The sequence below is a fragment of the Bacillus sp. NPDC077411 genome, from assembly GCF_044543425.1.
Lineage (GTDB): Bacteria > Bacillota > Bacilli > Bacillales > Bacillaceae_G > Bacillus_A > Bacillus_A bruguierae.
On sequence record NZ_JBITWA010000025.1, the window covers coordinates 1 to 21,080 of the forward strand.

Genomic DNA, 21,080 nt, shown 5'->3' on the forward strand with positions numbered 1-21,080 from the left:
AAGTACATACAAAGAACATATGTAGGCGATCACCTACCGAAAATTCATCCCCCACCTACTCGCTGGGCTACGCCCTTCTCGCTCCTTGAGGAAGGGGACTTCTTTTCGGAAAATATGTTAAAAAAGAAAAAAGCAGCGATATTTCGCTACTTTTTCGACCGAACAACCTCTTTTAAAAATTCAACTAATACAAGCTGACGACGCCAGCGCGTTGGATTACTGCACAAACGGTAAAACCACTCTAAATGAATAGCTTGAATCCATTTTGGAGCACGCTTTACTTCTCCGGCCCAAACATCAAAGCTCCCCCCAACGCCAACAGCTACTTTCGCATGTAAACGATGTTTATTATTTTGAATAAAATTTTCCTGTCTCGGAAATCCAAGTGCAACTAGTAAGATGTCCGGCTTCATTTCTTGAATACGTTCGATAATTTCTTCTTCTTTCTCTTGTTCAAAATATCCATCTTGTGTTCCAACAATAGATACAGCTGCATATCTTTCTGTTAAAGTTCGAGCAGCTCTTTCGATAACGTGCGGCTTTGCTCCAAGTAAAAAAACAGATACAGCTTTCTTTTCTTGTGATAATGTTTCAAACAAATTACACATGAAATCAAAACCTGCCACACGTTCTTTTAACGGTGTTCCAAGCATACCACTTGCCTTTACAACACCAATTCCGTCTGGTGTAATAAGATCTACTTGAAGAAGCGTTTGCTGAAATGCAGCATCTCTTTTGGCACACATCACAATTTCAGGATTGGCCGTTACAACTTGAAACGTATTCTCTTGTTTTTTTTCCAGCTGCTGCATTACATACCGAACTGTTTCTTCCATTGTCATCGTTGAAAAGGGCACGCCTAAAATATCAACTGTTTGCACTGCCATATTTACAATCCTCTCTATTTTAAATATCTTTTTTCACCACTGATTAGTCTAACCTCTTACTTTTGCATATTCATTACCGCCAGGCAAAACCTTCTTATACGCTTCATACGTATTTTCATATAAATTCCGTAACGAAAAATGAGAAGACGCATGAGTATATAAACGCTCACCCATTTCTACTAATTCACCATTTTTCCACTTTTCATATGCCTCTTCTAACGCACGAGTAAGCGCCGTAGCATCACCAATTGGAATAATCCATCCATATGTATCATCAACAATAAGTTGTGACATATCACCAACATCTGTAGCAATAGATGTTAAATGTTGATTCGCCCCTTCTAATAAAACGAGGGGAAAACTTTCACTATACGATGTTAATACATTGATATGTGCTGCGGCATATAAATTCTTTGCATCTTCACGATGTCCTAAAAATAGAACTTTATCTTCCAACCCTTTTTGTTTCACTGTTGCTTTTAATTCATTCTCAATTGGTCCATCACCAAGTAACAGCACTTTAATTTTGGGAATTTTTGTGTTTTGCAACGCTTCAAATAATATTTCATGTCCTTTAACAGGATGTAAACGGGCTACTTGAATTGCTGTAAATACATCTTCTTGTATACCAAAATTCTCCTTTACATCATAAGGCTCTGCTGGAATATGATCATATTCAATTCCGTTATAGATTGTACAAATTTTCTCTTCTGGTACACCTAGCGTTACCGTATTCATCTTAAAACGTTCTGTAATAGCAAAAAATAAATCAACTTTCTTAAACGAACGCAAGTTTAACTTTGTAAAAACCCAACCTTTTAAACCACGTTTCATAAAATCCAATGTTGGATCACTGTGAATGGTTGTAACCCATTTGGCATTTATCTTTCTTCTTAATAAAGAAAGATAAAAGTTGGCTCTTGCCCCGTGGGTATGGACAATATCAAAATCTTCTTTATTAATAAAAGAACGTATTTTTGAAAGAATGGATATATCATAACGAGATGATTGTGAAAAAACATGTACTTTTATTCCTAATGCTCTCGCCTCACTTGCTATTGCACCTTCTTCAAATACCGCTAATTCTACTACATCTTTCGGGAATTGCGACAAAAGTGAAATAATATGCGTTTTTCCGCCACCTGTTTCTGCTCCAGCATTCATATGTAACACTTTCATCTTTTTTTCCTCCATTAAATATATTTTCTTATTTTTTACTATAGCAAAAAATAAAAGCTAACATAGTGCTAGCTTTTATTTTTCCATTATTCTATTTCTAAATCAACGATTAAATATGCTAATAATACGACAAAGTAAATACTTACTCCTGGTGCCGTTAACACATGACCTGCTGTAAAAGCAATTCCTAATGCTAACCCAAGACCAGCAGCTAACAATGCGTACTTGACCGTAAATACTTCACGGAACCTTGTTATTAACACCATTAGAATTCTCAAACCATAATACAGAAACGGAATCATAAGAAAAATGAAACCGATAATGCCAAAAGTATAAAACCAATCATGGAAATCTCTTTCAATTAATTTTGGGGCATCTTTAAAGTTACCACCATATCCCATACCAAGTAACTTCTGAGACATAGGCGCTTGTTTATAAAAGTCTTCATACGTTTTTGTAAATAATTCACGCCCACTAAAAATGAGAGCTTGTGTCTCAGCCTTTTTCTCTTCTTCTTTCGCTTTTTCTTTCTCTTTTGCAGTATCCTCTTGTTTAACATGGTTATTATGTTGCTTTTTTTCCTCTTGTACTTTTTCAAATACTTGATGATGAATCCCTGTATTTTTATATATTGGCGAGAATGGAAAATATCCTACTACTCCTGCAAATATAACTATCGCGACTAAACCATTTAACAAATATGGCTTTTTATTACGTTCTTTCCGTTGTAAAAACGCTTGTATAAAGCACATAAAAATACCAATAACAAATGTACAAACAATAGCACCAGCCCCTACTTTTGTTCCAATTGCAAACAATGAAAATACAATTAAAAGAGACGGAATCCAGAAATAACTCTTTGCTAAGCTTGTTGTTTTTTCAATAGAATACAATACAACAACTGGGCATACAATCGCTAAGATCGATCCAAGTTCATTCCCTGCAAAAAACCAGCCGCGAGAACCTTCTTTAAAATAGTCATAACTATTATAATCCGTTCCAGTTGCGATAGCTGCAACCATAGTTACATTTATAATTAAAGCTGCATATGCTATATAGTTTCTCATCTTTGTATGCATTGTTTCTTTCGTCTTTAATGACTTGAATACGAGAATATAGCAACTTATCATCACAAATGGATATAACGCCTTTGCTATAAACTTAAGATCTTCCATTTGTAACATCGGATGCTTAATCATTTTGTTATTTAAAAATCCTAATCCAAGGACAATTCCTAACCCAAGTAAATATATAATATATTTTCGATTTTCTTTTATACGGGCTTGCGTAAGAATATAAATACCACCAAGAGCCATAACAAATAAGCGTGTTATCACTCCAACCGTTGCATCGATTTTTAGCTCTAAAATACAAAACGATGTAAGTAAATCTATAATTGGTTGTAATATAATAAAAATCAATAGAAAACGTTCAAATTTATAACTTAAACTATTGCGATTTAACATTTTTACCCCCCATAAATATTGTTGCTTCTTTCCAAATACCTATTATAGCATAAGTTATGAATTGACTAGATGGGATTTTAATTGAATCATAAAATCTTTGAGGGCGTCACCTTTCTCCTATATCAATTGTATTTACTTTGAAAACAACACTTTCAAACGCTTTCTTTCCTTATTCTTTCGCTTTTTTTACATGTAGCGAAACAGGAATTGTTATTTTGATAACTTTAGTGTATATTCTTTCCTTGGAACATCTTTAGAAGGAAGGGATCGGAGCGATGTTTTTAATTGATGTATTTACATTTCTCGGTATTATCGCAGCTGCCATTTCTGGTACATTAGTAGGTTTAAAAAAAGAACTCGATTTATTTGGTGTCCTTTGTTTGTCTGTAGCAACTGCACTTGGCGGCGGAATCATTCGAGATGTTATGATTGGAAACTTACCTCCAGTTGCATTTGTTCAACCAATTTACTTTTTTATTAGTATCTTAGCAGCATTATTTACTTGTATGTTTTTTGAACGAATTCATAAATTACAAGTTGTTATTATGCTATCAGATGCTGTCGGTCTAGGCGTATTTACTGCTATCGGTGCAAATGCGGCCATTACTCATCATATGAATGCTTCTTTCTTAGTTGTTTCTATGGGAGTCATCACAGGTATTGGCGGTGGAATTTTACGTGATATGTGTGCGCAAGATATCCCATATGTCTTTCGTAAAGAAATTTATGCAATTGCCTCCATTCTAGGTGCAATTAGCTTTCTTATTACTTATGAAATGGGATCACACGTATTAGCTTTCTATATTTGTTTACTCGTAACATTTGTTATACGTGTAGTAACTTTTATCTATAATGTACATTTCCCAGTCTTTTTTAAAACACATGCGAAAATCCATAAAGGTCATTGATCTATTTTTATAAAAAGAGAATTCTTTCATGAATTCTCCTTTTTTATATACAAGTTAAAAAACAACATAAACATTATCTTTCTATTTAAGGGGGAACGAGAGCGCATAGAAATAGTCATGTCAGGACCCTTCCCTACCATATGTGACGTTTAAAACAAAAGAAGAAGCTAGCGCAGGTCATGTTTTATTCTACATGACAGCGAATTACATGTTGAAAAATTTAAATGGATACATAATATATTACATAAATCCTTCGAGTTTTATATAAAAATAAGGTATAGAAAAATAGATATAATAAATAAAGAAAGATTAGAAGCGATTCATAAAACAAATTGACGATTAGTGGGGGTTTTACTATCCACGAATAACGTGATAAAACAAAATTCCTATGAGTGAGGAATAAAATCATCCACACTCATAGGAACTTTACTTTTTAAAAAATAGCTTTTGACAATATTGATTTATCATATATATCCCATAGCTTTGTAATATCAATAGACTTGGGACTAATACACCCTCATATAAAATATGCATGTTCATAAACTTTGTATACAAATGGCTCGCAATTATGAGTAGAAACAGCATATAATTTCTATTTCCCTGTTTTTGAACTAGAAGATGTAACATAGAGATTGCCGCGAATATCGTAATCATCATGTATATAAAATATCCACCTTTTATAAAGGTGTTTTTCATTTCTTGTTTCTCTAGCTTTCCTAAACTCATTTGAATAGAAGAAAAACGATCCTTCTCTATTTTATTCAACTTTTTGTTTATAAAATCCATATTATATTCTTTTTTCTCTTGTTCTGCTCTTTTTTCATTTTTTCCTACTAGGACAGATTGAATATACCCTTCGTTTGTAAAGGTGTATCGCGAATTACTTGATGTTCCAAGTGCATAACTTACTGCGTAATGAACACCATAAAATATAACACATACACCTATTAGTCTAATCAACATTCCTTTTCTATCTGGACTTTGCAAAACTTCTACTAATACAAGATACAAAACAAGAACTATAATTAAAAATAAGCCTAATGGACGAATCATATTACTGAAAGCAAATAAAGCAACGGCGACTCCCCACATATACGAATGACTTAATCCTTTATGTATAATAAGTAAGTAACAGGCAAAATAAAATAAACATGTTGCCAAATGCTCATTCGTTAACACAGAACAAAGCATGATATTAGGAATATACAAAGCGTATAATACCGCTGCAATTCGGCCACATTCTTCATGAAATAGTTTTGAAGCAAGCTGATAAATAAAATAAGCGGTAGCTCCGCAATATAAAACATTACATACCTTTAAGACAAACGTTGCATCTCCGAAAAAACGAATTAAAAAAGATTCGTACATAATAAAAGGAGATTGAACTACAGTTTCTAGACTGCTAAAAATAGTATTTCCTTGTGCAACTTGTTTAGCAGCTTCATACATCACATTCATATCACTTTCGATCGGATCTTTCATTAACACAATAGATAGAAATCGGAGTAACACAGTACCAGAAATGAGAAAAATAATAAATTGTTTATCCGTAAATCGATATTGTAAAATAGAGGTAGTCAGCAAAAGTAAAATGATACAAACACCTAATACAATCGCTAAACTAGAAGATTTTACATCAAAAACAGTTTTTACTTCTCCAAAAGAATACCAAAAGGAATATGCAAAAAAGAGGAACATGAGTCCAACTACTACCTTGTAAAAAAAAGCTGAAAAACCTATCTGCATCTTGTCCATAACTTTATTCTATCGCACCTCTTTTTTCTCTCGTTAATAGGTATCTATACCCTTAACTTCGTATTTGTAACAAAACGATTTTATCACGAATAAAGAGAATACCGGTACCCTATTTCTATAACAAAGTTCGTAACATCATATATTCTCCTTGCAATGTAAGCGAAATCTCTTTTACACTACAATCTATATACAGAGAAATTTTCGTTCACTGTTTATAACGAATGATGGACGAAATAAATTAAGTTCCGATGAATATCATAAGAACAAACAAAACAGGAGTAGATAATATGGAAAAGAAATTTATGAGAGAGTCAAGAGCGATAAAAACAACACGTGTTTTTCCAAATGACTTAAATAACCATCAAACATTATTTGGCGGAAAATTATTAGCGGAAATTGACAGCATTGCTTCTATCGCTGCTGCACGCCATAGCCGTCAGCATTGTGTAACTGCTTCTATCGATTCTGTTGACTTCTTAACACCAATTCACCAAACCGATTCTGTTTGCTATGAAGCATTCGTTTGTTATACAGGAAAATCTTCCATGGAAGTATTCGTAAAAATCGTTGCAGAGGATTTATTAGGAGGAGAACGCCGTATTGCAGCTACTTGCTTCATCACTTTCGTCGCATTAAAAGATGGAAAACCAGCCTCTGTACCAGGTGTGATCGCTGAAACAGAAGAAGAGCTCTGGTTATATAACACAGGCGGGGAACGTGCAGAAAAACGAAAAATGAACCGATTAAAAAGTAAGGAAATGGCAGAAGTACTAACAATTCAAAAACCATGGAATGTGTAATTCCACAACCTCTTCTTGGCGAATGTATTCGCCAAGTTTTTTATATTATGAAGAAATACTAAGCTTTCTTATCTGCTATTTTTATACATTGTATGCCATTTTTAATGCAATTAAGAAAAGAATCCACTGTTGCTTTACAAAGTTTATCTGCGGTAAACTTATATCCGTAATTACTTAAAATTAATTTACTTACATAACTTATTAGCCAGAGGAACATTCCATGAATATCACTCAATAAAAAAATCCTATGCTATATATACAAGTTACAAAACCGACACAAAAATCCTTTTCTTTTTAGGAGGGAAGAGAGCATCTAGCCGCGCATAGAGGCGGTCAGGGCCTTTTCCTGCCACATGCAAGATTTAAAACAAAAGGAGACAGCAAGTGCAGATCATGTTGTATTCTGCATCGCATCGACTTACAAAGAAAAGCGGAGCCGACTGTTTAGGCCCGTTGGCTAAGGTTCTTTCACACAAAAGGTGTTTTTTACCTTCTTGTGTGGAAGAACCTTAGACATGAGGGCTTAGGAGGCAGAGCTAGACAAAGATGTCGAAAAATTAAAATGAATATATGTACAAGTTAAAACCCCCTTTCTTTTTAAGAGGGACGAGAACATCTGGCCGCACATAGAAACGGTCAGGGTCTTTTCTTGCCACATGCAAGGTAAAGCAAAAACAGACAGCGAGTGCAGATCATGACAGTCAAAATTATAGGATTAAAAATGCAAATTAGACTTCCAATATTGAATTCCTTTCAATAGAAAACACAAAAGCATTTTATTTTAAGAACTATCGATGAAAGGTGAAATTATGCAAAAATCAATTGTATCAAATATTTTTTATAAATTATTGCTCAACACCTTTAATATTATCCTTCCGCTTCTCGTGGGCCCCTATGCATATCGAATGCTTGGACCTCATTCAATGGGAATGGTTAACAATAGCGAAACAATTTTTAATTTTTTCTTTCTTTTTGCTACATTTGGTGTGTATCAATATGGCTTACGCGAAATTAGCTTAGTAAAAAAGGATAAGAAAAAAACTTCCCAATTGTTCACAAGCTTATATCTTATTAACTTTACAACTAGCATTCTTGCTTTACTTGCATTTTTAGTTTTTAGTTATATTGGATATGGAAGTAAAGAAGAATTTCCGGTCCTTCTTATTTTTGGATTCAACTTTATTTCAAGTTTATTTTATGTAGAATGGTACAATGAAGCACATGAAAATTATGATTTCATTGCGAAAAAAACAGTTATTGTTCGGCTCATTTATGTTGTCCTTCTATTTATTTTCATCCATGGTGCAAATGATTACAAACAATTTGCAGGTTTATTAGTTTTATCAACATTTTTGAACCATTTTATCAGTTTTATATATGTAAAACGTCAGGTTAAGTTCGATTTTTCCGGCATAACCATTATCCCGCATTTAAAACCATTATTTTTAGTTGTTATCTTTTCAAATGCAACTATTCTATATACACAATTAGACCGACTATTATTAGGAGAGTATGTTGGTAAATCCGAACTTTCTTACTATGTCATGTCTTTCCAAATTATGACAATTATTAATACACTGATGTTAAGCGTAATTCAAGTTACCGTTCCACGGCTCTCTTATTTATCAGGAAATGCCGATGAAAAAGAGTATGAATCATTATTAAATAAAATCTCAAAAGTGTACTTTATTACGCTATTCCCAGCAGCTATTGGCTTAATGCTTATTGCCCATGGAGTTGTTATTATTTACGGGGGCAATGAATTTGCTAGCGCTGGTAGTACATTAGTTGCTTTTGCATTATATATGATTGCACTCGGTATCGAATCTATTTTATCGAATCAAATTATTTACGTAAAAAAGAAAGAAAACATTTTAGTACGGTTTTTATTCATTGGTGGTTTTCTAAACCTGATTTTAAATATCTCGCTGATCGTCTTTCATGTATTCACACCGACAACAGCGATTTTCACAACTACGATTTCATACTGCTTGCTAATTGCACTGGAATATATATATGTAAAAAAGAAATTAAAAGTAAATTACACATTATTCGATATATCGAAACTAAAATATCTCTTCTATTCACTTACATTTATACCGTTATCATTTCTCGTCCATATAACAATAACAGGAAAAATCCTTCCTGTTATTATTACAATCATCACATGCGGATGTGTATATGCCTTGATTTTATTGATAACAAAAGATGAGATATTGTTTATGTTTTTAGATAAAATTAAAGAAAAGCTGAAGAAAAAATGATGTAAGTAACACAACACCATCTTGCATGCTTAAGTGAATGAAACTTCTTTAAAGGAGCTGTTCCGATTGAAATTCTCTTTAATCATGGCGACTTGCGGCAGACGTGATGATATTATAGATTTACTAAAATCGTTAGAAAAACAAACATATAAAAGCTTTGAACTCATTGTAGTCGATCAAAACGATACACCAATCTCTGATTTATTTGATAACTATAAAGAAAAGTTCTCAATTAATTATATATACACACCAATCAAAGGACTCTCCCGTGCGCGAAACACAGGATTAAAAGTAGCTAATGGTGATATTATCGCTTTTCCAGATGACGACTGTATTTATGAAACGAATGTGTTAGAAAACATTCAAGAAACGTTTAAACAAAATAAAAATATTCATTTTATTTCTACCAACACAACAAATATAGAAGGGACAGGCTCCTTAATACACGCTCCTAAAACAGATATTATTTTAAATAATAAATATGGATTCATGGGTCCTTCCTTCGCCCTCTTCTTCACAAAACAATTTGTACAAGATGTAGGCACCTTTGATGAAGACTTAGGAGTTGGATCAGGAACAATTTACGGAGCTGGTGAAGAAACTGACTTTGTACTTCGCGGTATGAAGAATGGATATACAGGTTTATTTAAGAAAGACCTTTTCGTGTATCATCCAGTAAAAGAAGAGATTATTAATGAGCAATCATTAATAAGAGCAATTTCCTATGCTGGTGGTTTCGGAAGAGTCATTCGCTTACATTATGGATTTCCTTACTTTTTACGTGCCATCGCCGCCGCTACATTCCGCGCGATGCAAAACATCTCTAACGATAAACGAAAATTCCATACAAATCGCTTAAAAGGGATTGTTAGAGGATACTTTAAATAAAATGAAATTAACCATCAGTTGGTGTTTTCATGATTTCCTACTGATGGTTAGTTGAACCAATCGGGCTTTTACGGGCCGTTGTCCCCCACCTATCTTCTTTAGAAAAGCGGAAGCGGCTCGCTCAGAATCGCAGGACGTCGGAGGGGGCGAAACGACCGGAGATTCTAGCCGCTAGAGCTGGACAACGTTTCTCTCCGAATCTTGAGGTGGGGGTCTTACTGCCCGTTAATGCGGGATAAAAAAAGAGCAACTTTCCAATACAGGAACAGTTGCTCTTTTTTACAAGGGGTCTTTTCATAAAAACAAGGGGGGTTTTTATACTCTCTAAACAATTATAAAATGAGTAAACTAACGACTATTTATTATCTTGGTATACAGCACACATTATTGTATTTTTATCATTATACTTACTCATCTTTACAGCGTTTGTACCGCCTTACTAACTAAAGTGTATAATATATACAAGGACTCAACTATCGATTTATCTTACACTAACATTACATTGTTGTAATGAAAAAATCCCATAAAGTTACAGGCCCTTTTCATAAGGAATACGTGAAAATTCAAAGATAAAAGATAGCATTATATTTAAGAATTTAGTATCATGATTCAAGATACTATTATAAATAGCAATTGAAAAACTTACCTAAAACCTCTTCTTTTAGGTAGGTGAGAGCATCTGGCCATGCTAGGGCCTTTCCCTCCCATATGCAGGTCATTTTTTATGCTGCGTATTAGTAACTTTTATGTTAAAAAATTAAAATAGATTTATATATTTCAAACAGAGCGGAGGACACTATGAGCTTATTAACAGTTGAAAATCTAGGTCATACTTTTGGTGATCGTACACTATTTAAAGATGTATCAATGCGTTTATTAGCAGGAGAACATGTTGGATTAGTCGGTGCAAACGGTGTTGGTAAATCAACATTTATGAATATTATTACAGGGCAACTGATTCATGATCAAGGGCGTGTAGAATGGACACCTGGCACCCATTATGGATATTTAGATCAGCACACAATTTTAACACCTGGACGAACTATTCGTGATGTATTAACAGATGCGTTCTTACCTTTATTCGAAAAAGAAAAAGAATTAAATACGATTGCTGAAAACATGGCAACAGCGTCGCCAGAAGAATTAGAAGAACTACTTGAAAAAATGGCAGGAGTGCAAGATGCACTTGAAGCAGGCGGCTTCTATTTATTAGATATTAAAATTGAAGAAGCGGCACGTGGTCTTGGAATTGATGCAATTGGCTTAGATCGTGATGTTTCGGCGTTAAGTGGTGGACAACGTACGAAGGTATTGCTTGCAAAGCTATTGCTTGAGCAACCTGAAGTACTATTACTCGACGAGCCAACTAACTATTTAGACGTTGAACATATTCAATGGTTAACAAACTATTTAAAGGAATATCCTCACGCGTTCCTTTTAATTTCCCATGATACAGAGTTTATGAACAAATGTGTTAATGTTATTTTCCATCTTGAATTTTCAAAAATGTCACGTTATACAGCAACATATGAAAAGTTCTTAGAACTAGCAGAAATCAACAAAAATCAACATTTACAAGCGTATCAAAAACAACAAGAGTTCATTAAACAACAAGAGGATTTTATTTCGCGAAATAAAGCGCGTTACTCAACTACTGGACGTGCAAAAAGTCGCCAAAAACAACTCGATCGCATGGAACGTATTGATCGTCCAGAAACTGCTATGAAACCGGAGTTTTCTTTTAAAGAATGCCGTGCAAGCAGCCGTTTTGTCTTTGAAGGAGAAGAGGTAGAAATCGGCTATACGTATCCTCTCCTACCGAAATTAACAATGACTGTTGAACGTGGTGAAAAAATTGCCATTGTTGGATGTAACGGGGTCGGAAAATCAACATTACTCAAAACGATTCTTGGAAAAATTAAACCGCTAAACGGGAAAATTAGTCTTGGTGATTTTTTAGAGCCTGCTTATTTTGAACAAGAAGTTAAGGCTGAAAATATTACACCAATTGATGATGTATGGAATGCGTTCCCGCATTTAGACCAACATCAAGTACGTGCAATGCTTGCGAAATGCGGCTTAAAAAATGAACATATTTCTCGCCCAATGAGCCAATTAAGTGGTGGTGAACAAGCAAAAGTTCGTTTATGTAAATTAATGGCAACGGAAAGCAACTGGCTATTATTTGACGAGCCAACAAACCATCTTGACGTGACAGCTAAAGAAGAATTACAGCGTGCTATGAAAGCATATAAAGGTACAATTATTCTTGTTTGCCATGAACCTGACTTTTATGAAGGCTGGATTACAAAAGTTTGGAACGTAGAAGAATGGGCAGAGAAAGCAGCTCAGCAATAAAGTCTAATCCATCGGGGCCTCACTGCTCACAAATAGTGGGATAAAAATATGCCTCTTGTCTAAGACAAGAGGCATATTTCATTATTTTTTCTATCTAAAAAACATTTTACCTTATTAAAAAAATTGTATTCTTATAAAATAAAACTTCAAGCTTTTAAGCGGAATACATAATATGCTTTCTTCCTGTATAAATCATTCTATTACAACAAGGGGTGTAACAAATCATGTTAACCATACAATGGAAGCGCTTCAATTCGTTGTTAGCAAAATGCCTCGTAATTTTGTGTTTACTTATCTTTGCTTTTACTATTTGGGATTCTTATTTAACTGTTAAAGAAACTCTATTCGTTCGAACACTTATTAGTGCTCCCATTATAATTCTCATCATGATTTTGCTTATACTACTAACTTATCTTTGTAATACATACTTTTCAAAAACGACATTTATTATTTTATTAACACTTTGTGCGTTTACCGCTCGATTCATTTGGATTCTAAAAATCCCAACACCAATTGAATCTGACTTCGCATTAATGTATGAGAGTGCTGTACAAGCTGCTCACGGCGACTATAGTTTTTCAAGTTCTCCATACTACACAACATGGGTGTATCAACTAGGATTTGCGATGTATCAAGCTTTTATCATCAAATTATTTGGTAACCATATATTCATTTTAAAGTTGTTAAATGTCCTTTATTGTACGGGAACTACACTATGTGTATATGGCATTACAAGCAAAATTTTCAATGAGTGGACTGGGCGTGTAGCTGGAATATTATATGCTTTTTTTATTTCAAGCATTATGATGAGTTCGGTCTTAACCAACGAACACCTTGCAACATTTTTATTTTATTTAGGATTCTATTTATTAATAACAAAAGGATTACACAGTAAATATACTTGGATTTTTATAGGAATTACACTAGCGCTTGGTAATATCATACGCCCTCTAGGTAGTCTCGTCTTATTAGCTGTTATCATTTATCTATTCCTTCATGGATTTCTTGGAAAAGATAAACAAACAATGTTTACTACAACAAAGAAACTTATTGGTATTCTTATTGTCTTTTATGCTGTCCATTATATTGTAAGCTCTATGTTCATTGCTACAGGAATTACAAAGTATCCTTTATCTAATCGTGACCCTCTTTGGAAATTTGTCATAGGGCTTAACCACGAAACAACAGGATCATATTCAGTGTCAGATGCTGAACAAATCTTGCGTCTAGAAATAGGTGAAGAACGAAAAGCATTAGAAATGAAACTCATTAAAGAACGAATTGCAGATAAAGAAAAGCTATTCACACTCTTTGGAGATAAATTTTCCTATATGTGGGGGGATCTTGACTCCGCTGGTTACTGGAGCTTAAATCAATTAAACAAAAAAGATTTATCTGATACATCTATGGAATATGAAAAATATATGTATATTGCAACCATGTTATTTGGTGTAATTGGATTATTATCTCTTCTTTTCACAAAACAGAAAAACTTTCATTATACATTATTTCTCTTACTTATTATTGGATATATAACTGTTCATTTTTTAATAGAGGTGCAGACAAGGTATCGATATTTTATCATTCCAAGCTTCTTCATTATTCAAAGCTATGGAATCTATGTAATTCATCGATGTATAGGAAAAAAACTATATAAATGCAAGTTGAAAAAATGACATAAAAACCTCTTTCTTTTTAGGGGGGACGGGAGCATCTGGCTGTGCATAGAAGCGGCCAAGGCCTTTTCCTGCCACATGTAAGGGTTAAAAACAAAGAGAGAAAGCGAGTGCAGGTCCTGTTTTAGTCTGCATAGCAGTGATCTATATGTTGAAAAAGCTACTATATATAAATGTGTAGAATTCATTGTCCTTTACATCAAATGTCAAATATTTACATCCGAAAAGATACTAGAGATTTCCGAATCATTGATCGTACCGGATATGTTCCAATATAATAACAGCCTGTTCCAAAAATGAAATAAACGGAATAGGCTGTTATATTTTTTAGCGTCTAAACAAGATGAGAAAATCTCCATACCCTTCTTTCTCTAAATCCTCTTTAGGGATAAAGCGTAATGCAGCAGAGTTAATACAATAGCGCAAACCATTTGGTCCTGGTCCATCTGGGAATACGTGTCCCAAATGAGAATCTGCTTCTTTACTGCGTACTTCCGTTCTCGTCATGTTATGACTTACATCTATTTTTTCTTTTATACTTGCTGATAACATCGGTTTCGTAAAACTAGGCCACCCACAACCACTATCAAATTTATCTAACGAACTAAATAAAGGCTCTCCTGACACGATATCAACGTAAATACCATCCTCTTTATGGTCCCAATATTTATTTTGAAAGGATGGTTCTGTTCCATTTTCTTGTGTAACATAAAATTGCATGTCAGTAAGCTTTTCCTTTAAATGATTATTATCTTTTGGCCAATATTTTTTGATAAACGCATCACGCCCTGAACCTTGGCGATATAACGCGTATCGAAATGGATTTTTCTCATGATAGCCCTGATGATATTCTTCCGCAAGATAAAATGGTGTAGCTGGTAAAATTTTCGTAACAATTGGCTTCGAAAAGCGTTCACTTTCTTCTAACTTACGTTTAGACATCTCTGCGTCTTTACGTTGCTCTTCGCTATGATAAAAAATGACTGTTTCATACGATTGTCCGCGATCATGAAATTGACCTCCAGCATCAGTTGGATCAATTTGCTGCCAATATAAGCGAAGCAATTGCTCATACGGCATACGCTCTGGATCAAAAGTAATTTGTACCGCTTCATAATGCCCAGTTGTCTCTGAGCAAACTTCTTTGTATGTTGGATTTTCCTTATGTCCACCTGTATATCCAGATACAACCTTTATAATGCCATCCATTTCCTCAAATGGCGATACCATGCACCAAAAACAGCCTCCAGCAAATGTTGCAAATTCATATTTTTCGTTTACACCCACTTCTTCACCCCATTATCTTTTCTTACAGTATGGCATACGAAAATGTAAATTATAAAGTGAAACTTTAATCAGTGGGGTTTTCTTCATCCCCCACTGATTATTAGCCCACCCAATCGGGCGCATGCCAGCAGTTTATCTCCCACCTAACTTCTTAAGCTCGTTCAGAATGTGAGGGGGATGGAGCTTCTGACGTAGAGGTGTTTTTTACCTCGTAGGAAGAAGCGAAGCCACTGAAGCTGGACAATACTTTCGCTGAATTTTAAGGTGGGGGCTATTATTGCCCGTTAATGCGGAATAAATAAAAAAGCATCAAAATAGATGCTTTTTATTTATTATTTACCATTTCTTCTTTCTCGTCACTTATTACTTCTAACACATCGAGTAAAAACATAAAAATTGGAATCCCTATAATCAATCCCCATACACCTAAAAAATGTTCAGAGAAAATTAAAATCATAAATGTATAAAATATAGGTAAATTTGTCTTTTCTGACATAAACTTTGGATTTAAGAAATAACTTTCAATCGCATGAATGACTGCTACAATAATTAAAACGTACAAAATATACACCATACCACCGGTATTATAAGCAATTATACAAAGTGGAAACAGCGAAATAATTACACCTGCGACTGGAATAAGCCCCAGCAAGAAGATCATTAAGGCTAACCCGAGCAACTGCGGGAAACCTAAAATCCAAAGTGCAATAGTCGATAACACACAATTTACAATGGCAATAAGAAATTGCGCCTCAATCACTTTTCCGAATGAGCGAGCGAATTTTCTTCCAAAATACTCAATTTCATTATAGAAAACAGCTAGTTTACTTTCTTTGAACTTCGCTGTAAACATAACAATTCTTGACTTTTCTAACAAGAAAAATAAGCTCAAAATAAGTGAAAGTAAAATTTGCAAACTTACTTTCCAAACATTTGCTAGCGAATTATAAATAATATCAACGCCTTGATTCACGTACTTCGATAATTCCACGTGATCAATTGCAGAAACTAGATATCTAATTACCTCATTATCAGGTGGATTTCGTACAAATACATTGAACTGATACACAAGTTGCGTAATTTGTACCATTAAAATTGGTACATATTTGTATAATGTAATAACGATTCCACTAATCAATGCTGTATATAAAAATGCAATAATTATTTTTCTATTAATCGGTAAAAAATGTTCCAATTTGCGAGAAATAAATTTTTGAAATCTATCCATCAAATACGTAAGAATAAATGTTATCAAAATTAAATTAAACATGCTTTTCATCCCATATAAGATGAGTACAAGTAACCCTAATACAACTAACCTCTGAAATCCTTTACTTTGAAACAGGTTTTTCATTTGCATAATCGAAGCGTGATCTCTCCTGTCCATTCATTTTTATCTTAATTTCATTTTACAATATAAATGGTACTTTCAGAACGTATTATTATAAACTAAATAAAAAGTTTTATTATGAAACGTTAAAAACCGACATATAAACAGTTAAGTTCAAGGTTTAAGAAAACCAGCACATGCCACAGTGACTTATAGAAAAATTTAAATGAATAGAAAAAACACCTCCAATTTGTCGTTTATATTTACATACGACAGTGGGGGTGTTTTATCCTTGTCTCGCTTTACTGGATCATTATATTAACAATAGATGAGGTTTTTAGTCATATACTCTACTTGCTTCTGTTTCATTTTAATTTTTTTACTAAAGAGTAGAGCAAATCTTTTTGTTGTCCAGTTGTCATAGTAAACCACAAGTTTTACAAACTTTTATCCTTATAGAGTAGGTATTTTCTTTCTGCTCCTTCTACAAATTGCGTATGCTCAGCAACTAAACGATAATTTTCACGAAGATAAGGAACTGTAACCTGATTTGGGCTCATTTTTGGATCAACTCTTAATACAACAAATTTAACTTTTCTCTCTTTTATATAACGATGTTGTTCATCCATATTTTCGGGATATTCATTATAATCAATATTTTGTCTTTCAAAATAGCGGATATTCGGTACAATATCTGCCACCAAATAAAATCCCCCGTCTAACTCGCCATAATTTAATAGCGTTGGATTCGGTTCTTGATGCATAATTTCTGCAAATTTTTCTTGTGCAAGAGGTTCCTTCTGATAGAACTTTGAAGACTTCATGTTGGAATTATAACCGAAGCAAAAGAAAATTGTTGCCATCGCCATCATTGATAGGGCAAACCATTTATTTTTACCAAGAGTAATCTGCGACTTGATGTTAACATTTTGAATAAAATGAGCGATTGCTATCAATCCAAATAGCCCTAAAGGAGTTATAATAAGAAAATAGTATGGATAGCCTCTTCCTCCAATATATACCCCTACTATTAAGAAAATGATAGTACTTAAAAGCATCCACTTTTGACTTCTATCTTTAAAATACTTCCATGTAAACATAAAATCAATTAAACCAACAAGAATTAACACTTTACTTTCGAAATTACCATTAAATGCATCTCCAAAAGTAAACGCAAAATTGGCTAGTTTTTCAACTTTACCAACTTGTGATGAATAAGTACCGAGATTAAATTTTAAATACACATCTATCAAATCTTGAATTGCATGATTCATACCAAAATAGATAAACCATGGAATACTTGCAAGAACTAGCCCCGCAAACGTGAAAGCAATTGCGTTCATTAAGTCCTTCCATCTTTTTTCACCTATACAAATAAATAAAATTGCAAGGTAGAATCCAATCCAAGCCCCAACAAGGGTAAATTTAATCCAAAATACGCAGGCAATCATAATCCCATTTAGAAGAAAAATTCCTCGTTTAAATAGAGAGTCGGAGCCATACTTATAATATTTAAATATCATATAAAGAAGTGTCATTATGAAAGGAATTGAAAACTCTTCAGCACTATCCCCAAAACGAAATGCATTTTGATTCAATACTAATACTGGGAAAAATATAGATATAAGTGCAGAAGGCATCCAATTCAAATAAAGGCGGGAAATCTTGAATGCTAACACAACGTTAGCAAACATCGCAAGACTTTCCAGTATGTATACTCCAACGAAAGTAGTATGAGAAAACGAATAAGCTAATGCATGTAAACCATATAACAAAGGACCCTTTTGTTCAAAAATGTCTTGATAAGGGACTACTCCATTAGCCATACCTTTTCCAACTGTAAAAAAGGCATTAGAATCTACCCACTCACTTAACGTAAAGAACGGCGATGTCTGTGTAAAAAACAACATAATAAAAAAGGAATAAAAAAATAAAAAGATATTTAGTTTTTCAAATGATGATTTATTTATCCTGAGATCATTAAACCTAACTGACTTTTCCATTTCTTTTAAGTCTTCCTCTCATTCATTTAATTACAGCCGGGAACATTTCATAAAAAGCTTTTGCCCCGATCAAACTTAATACCTATCCTAAAAATTCATCCCCATCTTCAGGCACGTGCTAGGCAATAACCCAGCAGTAAGATGGGGATGATTTTAATTAAACACAGCCTAAAATAATTGTTAGTAAATACTTATAAGGTTTATCCATCCTAAAAATACTCTTCTATGGAATTCTCCTTAGCTATACATTCAACGAAAAACCAATACTAGACTAATAGATTTTTTTACGAATACCCACTCCAAAATACTTTTGTGAGGATGAGTTTTCTTACTTTCTATTTACTTTTTAACCAATTCTGATACGTATTCTTTTTGTTTCTCAAGAACACTATTTTTTTCAATGGTATATCTCGGGCGTCCTTTTGTTTCTTTAAAGATTTTCCCTATATATTCACCAATAATTCCAATTGCCAACAACTGTACTCCTCCAACAATCCAAATGGATAGCATCAATGAAGTCCAGCCACTAGTTGTATATGAAAAAACTTTTGCAAATAATGCATAAAGAGCAATTCCTATCCCGATAAGCACCATCAAAAACCCTAAATATGAAACAAATCTTATTGGTGCAACGCTAAATGAAGTAAGTCCGTCAAAAGCGAAGGCAATCATTCTCTTTAATGGGTACTTTGATTCGCCAGCAAATCTTTCTTTACGGTCATAATAAACATTAGTAGATTTAAAGCCTAATAAGGGAACAATTCCACGAATGAATAAGTTTTCTTCTTGATATTTTATAAATTCATCTAATGCCCTTTTGCTCATTAAACGATAATCTGCATGGTTAGGTACTAACTTAACACCCATTTTTCCCATTAGACTGTAAAACCATAAAGCAGTATTTCTTTTAAATTTAGTATCAGTGTCTCGCTTATCTCGAACTCCGTATACAATATCATAACCTTCTTGATATTTATCAATAAATTGATATATAACATTTACATCATCTTGAAGGTCAGCATCTATTGAAACCACACAATCTGAAAAATCTCTTGCCGATTCCAGACCAGCGATTAATGCTCCTTGATGGCCAAAATTTCTACTTAATTTTAATCCTTGAACATACGGATTTATTGCTGTTTTCTCTTCAATTATGCCCCAAGTATTATCAGAGCTTCCATCATCTACATAAAAAATGATACTTTCATCACTTATTTTGTGATTTGCAACTAAATCGTCCATAACCCTTGTCAGTTCTTTTGTTGTTTCCTCTAATGTAGCTTCTTCATTATAGCAAGGAACAACAATCGTCAATAAAGGTACATTGCGCGCCATTCTTCCACCCCTTAATTTTCAAAAAACTCCATTTCATATATCCCAAAAATTTCTATCTTTAGTAATACCCCAACCATTTTAACATATCCAGTCATAAAATGTAATAATACCCATTGGCTTTCCGATAAAATTATTGTTAATTATTTCTTCATCGTCTCTCCCAAACAATGAGAATCTCATTTGCTTATGGTAAAATTTTCTCTGACTAATTTAATTTAGTTATAAAGTGAAACTTCCATCAGTAGGGGGTTACTGCCCGTTAATGCGAGATAAATTTCTTAGCAACACCTTAACAAAGATTAATTTTTTATCCCTTTCAAATTCCAAAACAAAAAAGAAGAGAAATATTGATTCCTTTCCTCCTCTTCTTCCTTTCATTCAGTTGATACTCTTAAAAGGATAACAACCTTATTTATTTATGGTAAGGTTCATTACGATTGATTCGAAATGCTCTATACACCTGTTCTAACAGTACCAAACGCATCAACTGATGAGGCAGCGTCATTTTCGAGAACGACAATGACTCATTGGAGCGCTTCATCACTTCTTTACTTAATCCAAGCGATCCTCCGATAACAAACGCCACTTTACTTTTTCCATATGTAGCAAGACAGTCTAAACTTGCAGCAAATTCTTCTGATGATTTTTGTTTCCCTTCAATTGCTAATGCAATCACATGCGTATCATCAGAAATTCTATCTAAAATACGAATTCCTTCTTTTTCTTTTACCATTTGCATTTCTGCTTCACTTAGATTTTCTGGTGCTTTTTCATCTGGTAATTCAACAACTTCCACTTTCGCATAAGAAGATAATCGTTTTAAGTATTCTTCAATACCTTGTTTTAAATATTTTTCTTTTAACTTTCCGATTGAGATAATTAAGATATTCACATGTACTCCCCACCTTACAAACACATTATCCACAAAAGTTATCCACATATCC

General features: G+C 33.7%; 15 protein-coding genes. 6 read left to right on the forward strand and 9 right to left on the reverse strand.

What is annotated here, in order from left to right:
- Positions 1 to 146 precede the first annotated feature (146 nt).
- The 3 genes from ACIGHG_RS22030 to ACIGHG_RS22040 all read right to left on the reverse strand — a co-directional run bounded on the left by ACIGHG_RS22030 (position 147) and on the right by ACIGHG_RS22040 (position 3,532).
- The gene (locus ACIGHG_RS22030; protein WP_336474413.1) at positions 147 to 887 is read right to left on the reverse strand and encodes a WecB/TagA/CpsF family glycosyltransferase; all 741 of its coding nucleotides are present in this window, start codon (positions 885 to 887) and stop codon (positions 147 to 149) included.
- A gap of 48 nt (positions 888 to 935) precedes the next feature.
- Positions 936 to 2,066: a glycosyltransferase family 4 protein gene (locus tag ACIGHG_RS22035; RefSeq protein ID WP_336474412.1), complete on the reverse strand. Its 1,131-nt coding sequence runs from the start codon at positions 2,064 to 2,066 to the stop codon at positions 936 to 938.
- Positions 2,067 to 2,152: 86 nt separating this feature from the next.
- On the reverse strand, positions 2,153 to 3,532 hold the full coding sequence (locus ACIGHG_RS22040; protein ID WP_336474411.1) for an O-antigen ligase family protein: 1,380 nt from the start codon (positions 3,530 to 3,532) through the stop codon (positions 2,153 to 2,155).
- A gap of 275 nt (positions 3,533 to 3,807) precedes the next feature.
- Here ACIGHG_RS22040 and ACIGHG_RS22045 point away from each other — a divergent pair, with 275 nt between their 5' ends.
- Positions 3,808 to 4,440 carry a trimeric intracellular cation channel family protein gene (locus ACIGHG_RS22045; RefSeq protein ID WP_090916240.1) on the forward strand — a complete coding sequence of 211 codons (633 nt, stop codon included), beginning with the start codon at positions 3,808 to 3,810 and terminating at the stop codon, positions 4,438 to 4,440.
- A gap of 426 nt (positions 4,441 to 4,866) precedes the next feature.
- Here the strand turns inward: ACIGHG_RS22045 and ACIGHG_RS22050 are convergent, their stop codons facing one another.
- A complete protein-coding gene (locus ACIGHG_RS22050; protein ID WP_336474410.1) occupies positions 4,867 to 6,195 on the reverse strand; it encodes a glycosyltransferase family 39 protein in 1,329 nt (442 codons plus the stop codon).
- 287 nt (positions 6,196 to 6,482) lie between these two features.
- Between ACIGHG_RS22050 and ACIGHG_RS22055 the strand changes: the two genes are divergently transcribed.
- The 5 genes from ACIGHG_RS22055 to ACIGHG_RS22075 all read left to right on the forward strand — a co-directional run bounded on the left by ACIGHG_RS22055 (position 6,483) and on the right by ACIGHG_RS22075 (position 14,181).
- On the forward strand, positions 6,483 to 6,995 hold the full coding sequence (locus tag ACIGHG_RS22055) for an acyl-CoA thioesterase (RefSeq protein ID WP_336474409.1): 513 nt from the start codon (positions 6,483 to 6,485) through the stop codon (positions 6,993 to 6,995).
- A gap of 809 nt (positions 6,996 to 7,804) precedes the next feature.
- The gene (locus tag ACIGHG_RS22060; protein WP_336474408.1) at positions 7,805 to 9,259 is read left to right on the forward strand and encodes an oligosaccharide flippase family protein; all 1,455 of its coding nucleotides are present in this window, start codon (positions 7,805 to 7,807) and stop codon (positions 9,257 to 9,259) included.
- Between the two features lie 66 nt (positions 9,260 to 9,325).
- Entirely contained in the window at positions 9,326 to 10,147 is an 822-nt protein-coding gene (locus ACIGHG_RS22065; protein WP_336474407.1) for a glycosyltransferase family 2 protein, read from the forward strand.
- A gap of 798 nt (positions 10,148 to 10,945) precedes the next feature.
- Positions 10,946 to 12,505 carry an ABC-F family ATP-binding cassette domain-containing protein gene (locus ACIGHG_RS22070; RefSeq protein WP_090916250.1) on the forward strand — a complete coding sequence of 520 codons (1,560 nt, stop codon included), beginning with the start codon at positions 10,946 to 10,948 and terminating at the stop codon, positions 12,503 to 12,505.
- A 224-nt stretch (positions 12,506 to 12,729) separates the two neighbouring features.
- Complete coding sequence (locus ACIGHG_RS22075; RefSeq protein WP_396550583.1) at positions 12,730 to 14,181, forward strand: glycosyltransferase family 39 protein; 1,452 nt, start codon at positions 12,730 to 12,732, stop codon at positions 14,179 to 14,181.
- Between the two features lie 327 nt (positions 14,182 to 14,508).
- On the opposite strand, the gene msrB is transcribed toward ACIGHG_RS22075, so the two are convergent.
- The 5 genes from msrB to rlmH all read right to left on the reverse strand — a co-directional run bounded on the left by msrB (position 14,509) and on the right by rlmH (position 21,028).
- Positions 14,509 to 15,468, reverse strand: coding sequence for a peptide-methionine (R)-S-oxide reductase MsrB (msrB, locus tag ACIGHG_RS22080; RefSeq protein ID WP_336474405.1), 960 nt, complete (start codon positions 15,466 to 15,468; stop codon positions 14,509 to 14,511).
- Between the two features lie 325 nt (positions 15,469 to 15,793).
- Entirely contained in the window at positions 15,794 to 16,828 is a 1,035-nt protein-coding gene (locus tag ACIGHG_RS22085; protein WP_336474414.1) for an AI-2E family transporter, read from the reverse strand.
- Positions 16,829 to 17,235: 407 nt separating this feature from the next.
- A complete protein-coding gene (locus tag ACIGHG_RS22090; protein ID WP_396550585.1) occupies positions 17,236 to 18,708 on the reverse strand; it encodes a hypothetical protein in 1,473 nt (490 codons plus the stop codon).
- A 432-nt stretch (positions 18,709 to 19,140) separates the two neighbouring features.
- Positions 19,141 to 20,136 (reverse strand): glycosyltransferase family 2 protein, encoded by a 996-nt coding sequence (locus tag ACIGHG_RS22095; RefSeq protein WP_396550587.1) that lies wholly within the window; start codon positions 20,134 to 20,136, stop codon positions 19,141 to 19,143.
- Between the two features lie 412 nt (positions 20,137 to 20,548).
- Entirely contained in the window at positions 20,549 to 21,028 is a 480-nt protein-coding gene (rlmH, locus tag ACIGHG_RS22100; protein WP_336474402.1) for a 23S rRNA (pseudouridine(1915)-N(3))-methyltransferase RlmH, read from the reverse strand.
- Between the last annotated feature and the right edge of the window lie 52 nt (positions 21,029 to 21,080).